Annotated in this window: 3 protein-coding genes and 1 pseudogene; 1 reads left to right on the forward strand and 3 read right to left on the reverse strand. The window is 63.9% G+C overall.

Annotated elements, in window-relative coordinates; genetic code table 11:
* A pseudogene (locus AC1D34_RS34325) lies at nt 1-180 on the forward strand (lipid-A-disaccharide synthase); the annotation flags it as partial.
* A gap of 17 nt (nt 181-197) precedes the next feature.
* On the opposite strand, the gene AC1D34_RS34330 reads toward AC1D34_RS34325, so the two are convergent.
* From AC1D34_RS34330 to gltX, 3 genes are all read right to left on the reverse strand, one after another.
* Entirely contained in the window at nt 198-1,190 is a 993-nt protein-coding gene (locus AC1D34_RS34330) for a Bug family tripartite tricarboxylate transporter substrate binding protein (RefSeq protein ID WP_476775406.1), read from the reverse strand.
* Between the two features lie 125 nt (nt 1,191-1,315).
* Complete coding sequence (gene gltA / locus AC1D34_RS34335; protein ID WP_441491816.1) at nt 1,316-2,605, reverse strand: citrate synthase; 1,290 nt, start codon at nt 2,603-2,605, stop codon at nt 1,316-1,318.
* 269 nt (nt 2,606-2,874) lie between these two features.
* Nucleotides 2,875-4,293 (reverse strand): glutamate--tRNA ligase, encoded by a 1,419-nt coding sequence (gene gltX, locus AC1D34_RS34340; RefSeq protein WP_476826654.1) that lies wholly within the window; start codon nt 4,291-4,293, stop codon nt 2,875-2,877.
* Between the last annotated feature and the right edge of the window lie 186 nt (nt 4,294-4,479).

A 4,479-nucleotide genomic window follows, 5' to 3' on the forward strand; every position in this document is an offset into this window, starting at 1 on the left:
ATCCAGGACGAGGCCTCGCCCGAAGCGCTCAGCGCAGCTGTGCTGGCGGTCCTCAGCGAGGGGCCTGCGCGCGAGGCCCAGCTTGCGGGTTTCGCAGATGTCGAGCGCATCATGAAATCGGCCGGGGCGAGCCCGGCCGAGAACGCGGTCAATGCCGCCCTGGGACTGCTGGCAGCTTGATCAGCGCGGTGCAGCGCTCATTCAAGCGCCGCACCGGATGCCTTGGCGATGGGCCCCCATTTCGCGAATTCGACTTTGACGTGTTCGCCCAGCGCCTCCGGTGTCGAGCCGACGATGACGGCACTGACATCGTTCAGGCGCTGCTTCACATTGGGGTCTGTCAGGGCCTTGTTGGCTTCGGCGTTCAGGCGCTCAACGACTGCCCTTGGCATATTCGCCGGGCCAAACAGCGCGTTCCACGTATAGGTTTCATAGCCGGCAAGACCGCCTTCGGCGATGGTCGGTATCTCCGGGAATGAGGGCACGCGCTCCTTCGTGGTAACGCCGATCGCGCGGAGCTGGCCGCTGCGAATGAACTGCGCGGAGGAGGGCAGGTTGTCGAACATGATCGGCACGGCGCCAGCCACGACATCGTTCAGAGCCGGGCCAGCGCCGCGATAGGGCACATGGTTCATGCTCACGCCGCCCAGCGACTTGAACAGCTCGCCCGAAAGATGCAGCGGCGTACCCACTCCCGATGAGGCGTAGGAGTATTTGCCGGGATTGTCCTTCAGGACCTTGACGACCTCCTGGACCGTCTTGGCCGGAAAGCTCGGGTGCACGACCATGACGTTGGGCACCACGGCCAGCAGGGAGATCGGCGTGAAATCCTTGACCGGATCGAACGTCACCACCTTGAGGATCGCGGGATTGAGGGCATGGGTCGAGATCGTGCCCATCAGCACCGTGTAACCGTCGGGTGCGGCGCGAGCGACCGCGGTCGAGCCGACATTGCCGCCTGCGCCGGCGCGGTTCTCGATCACCACTTGCTGGCCGAGCGAATCCGCCATCTTTGCCCCGACGAGGCGGGCAACGATATCCGTCGAGCCGCCGGCTGCGAACGGCACGACAAGCATGATCGGCCGGGTCGGGAAGTTCTGAGCCCGCGCGGGCCCGCTGCCGGCTACGAGGGCSGATGCCCCGGCCCCAGCGATGAAGGCGCGGCGGTTCGGTGTCGTGAGGCGGTCCATCTGGCGTTTCCCGTCATTGCTCTGCGAAACGCGAGGTTATGGCAGCGCACCATATGATAAACCCCACCGGATTGTTTAATCCGGTGGGGTTCGACCTGCGTCATAAAGACTGTGTCAGATTGTTCTCAGCGACGGCCGATCGGCGTGTAATCGCGCTTCGGCGAGCCGGTATAGAGCTGGCGCGGGCGGCCGATCCGCTGGGACGGATCCTCGATCATTTCCTTCCACTGCGCGATCCAGCCGACGGTGCGGGCGAGTGCGAAGAGCGCGGTGAACATCGAGGTCGGGAAGCCCATCGCCTTCAAGGTGATGCCCGAATAGAAATCGATGTTCGGATAGAGCTTCTTCTCGATGAAGTAGCTGTCGCTGAGCGCGATGCGCTCGAGTTCGATCGCGACATCGAGGAGCGGATCGTCCTTGATGCCGAGCTCGTTCAGCACCTCATGCGTCGTCTTCTGCATGATCTTGGCGCGCGGGTCGTAGTTCTTGTAGACGCGGTGCCCGAAGCCCATCAGGCGGAACGGATCATTCTTGTCCTTCGCCTTGGCGATGTATTTCGGGATGTTGTCGACCGACCCGATCTCCTCGAGCATCTTGAGGGCCGCCTCGTTGGCGCCGCCATGCGCAGGGCCCCAGAGGCAGGCGATGCCGGCTGCGATGCAGGCGAAGGGATTGGCGCCCGAGGAACCGGCAAGACGCACGGTCGAGGTCGAGGCGTTCTGCTCGTGGTCGGCGTGCAGGATGAAGATGCGGTCAAGCGCGCGCGACAGGACCGGATTGACCTTGTACTCCTCCGCCGGCACCGCGAAGCACATGCGCAGGAAATTCGAGGTGTAGTCCAGCGAGTTCAGCGGATACACGAAGGGCTGGCCGATCGTGTACTTGAAGGCCATCGCAGCCAGCGTCGGCAGCTTGGCGATCATCCGCATCGACGCGATCATGCGCTGCTGCGGGTCCGAGATGTCRGTCGAGTCGTGATAGAAGGCCGACATCGCGCCGACCGAGGCCACCAGCACCGCCATCGGATGCGCATCGCGTCGGAAGCCCTGGAAGAAGCGGGCCATCTGCTCGTGCACCATGGTGTGGCGCGTCACGCGGTAGTCGAAATCCGCCTTCTGCGCCGCGGTCGGCAGGTCTCCGTAAAGCAAGAGATAGCAGGTCTCGAGAAAGTCGCCATGCTCGGCAAGCTGCTCGATTGGATAGCCGCGATGGAGCAGAACGCCCTCGTCGCCATCGATATAGGTGATCTCCGACTCGCAGCTCGCGGTCGAGGTGAAGCCGGGGTCATAGGTGAACATCCCGGTTTGTGCGTAGAGCTTGCTGATGTCGATGACKGATGGGCCGATCGATCCGGTCTTGACCGTCAGGTCGACGGTCTTGCCGTCCACACTCAGCTGGCTGTTGGTTCCGCTCATCGATACCGATCCTTTCAGGCTCGCTGCTGATCAATCTTCGTTCCATCCGAGCCGGCACGAATGGGTGCCGGAACGGCAATCATCATCCGAGTGGCTCTGCGTAACGGCCATGTGACGGGATTGCAGGCAAAGGAAGGTACATCCGACTGATATTAAAGCAATATTCATACCGGGGCGCCGCTTCGGACACCCTCGGCATATGGGGCGTCACTAGCCCATTTGCCCTTGGGGTTCAACCAATCACAAAGGCGGGGCTGCCCCGCCTTTGATCACGTTTGATCGCTGAGACGAGCGAGCGTTTCCTCGCGGCCGAGCACCGCCATCACATCGAACAGGCCGGGCGACTGGCTCCGTCCGGTGAGTGCGGCCCGCAGCGGCTGCGCCACCTGTCCGAGCTTGAGGGCATGTTCTTCGGCGAAGGCCCGGACCGCGGCCTCGAGCGGAGCCGGTGTCCAGTCGTTCACCGCGGCAAGCTTCTCTGCCAGGCTGGGCATGCGCTGGCGGGCGCCCTCGTCCAGCAGCGTCGCCGCCTTCTGATCGAGTGCGAGCGGACGCTTGGAAAAAAGATAGGAGGCGCTGTCGAGCAGCTCGATCAGCGTCTTGGCTCGCTCCTTCAATCCCGGCATCGCAGCAAGAAGCTTGGCTTCGAGAGCCGGATCGAGCTCGGGGCCGAGGCCGTGCGCGGGGCCGATTTCCGGCAAGATGCTCTTCAGTGCATCAAGCAGGTCACGATCATCGGACTGGCGCATGTAGAGCCCGTTCAGGCTCTCCAGCTTCGCGTAGTCGAAGCGTGCCGGGGAACGGCCGATCGAGGAAAGATTGAACAGCGAGACCATCTCTTCGGTCGAGAAGATCTCCTGGTCGCCATGGCTCCAGCCCAGCCGGAGGAGGTAGTTGCGCAGGGCCACCGGCAGATAGCCCATGGAGCGATAGGCATCGACACCGAGCGCACCATGGCGCTTGGAGAGCTTCGCGCCGTCCGCCCCATGGATCAGCGGGATATGCGACATGCTCGGCACGCGCCAGCCCATCGCCTGGTAGATCTGGGTCTGGCGGGCGGCGTTGGTGAGATGGTCGTCGCCACGGATGACATGGGTCACGGCCATGTCATGGTCGTCCACGACGACAGCGAGCATATAGGTCGGGTTGCCGTCGGAACGCAGCAGCACGAGGTCGTCGAGATTCTCGTTCTGCCAGACGACGCGGCCCTGCACCTCGTCCTCGACCACCGTCTCTCCGGTCTGCGGCGCGCGCAGGCGGATGACCGGCTTCACGCCGGCCGGCGCGGTTGCCGGATCGCGATCGCGCCAGCGTCCGTCATAGCGCATGGGACGGCCCTCGGCGCGCGCCTTCTCGCGCATCTCCTCGAGTTCCTGCGGTGTCGCATAGCAATAATAGGCCTTCCCGGCGGCGAGCATCTGCTCGGCGACCTCGCGGTGCCGGGCCGCACGGGCGAACTGGTAGACGGTCTCGCCGTCCCAATCGAGGCCAAGCCAGGACAGGCCGTCGAGAATCGCCGCGATGGCCGGCTCGGTCGAGCGTTCGCGGTCGGTGTCCTCGATGCGCAGCAGCATCTTGCCGCCATGGCGACGGGCATAGAGCCAGTTGAACAGCGCGGTACGCGCGCCGCCGATATGCAGGAATCCGGTTGGAGACGGCGCGAAGCGCGTAACGACCGCATCACTCATGAAAGGCAGGCTCCGGCAGGACGGGAAATGAGGCCGACAGAGCGGCAGAGGAACAAGACGTCGAAGGGACATGACAACCGACGCCGCCCCTGTAACATGCTGATGGGGCCGACGTTAAGCGCAAGATCGCATCTGGTTGGCTGACCGAGGGACGGCCTATGCGCGAGGCGCCGCCAGACCCGAGCC

The organism is Allobosea sp. P1_A7 (genome assembly GCF_056406775.1).

What these genes read in the sequence shown, in the direction of transcription:
- gltX (WP_476826654.1), bottom strand. Translation starts at nt 4,293, where the DNA reads ATGAGTGATGCGGTCGTTACGCGCTTCGCGCCGTCTCCAACCGGATTC.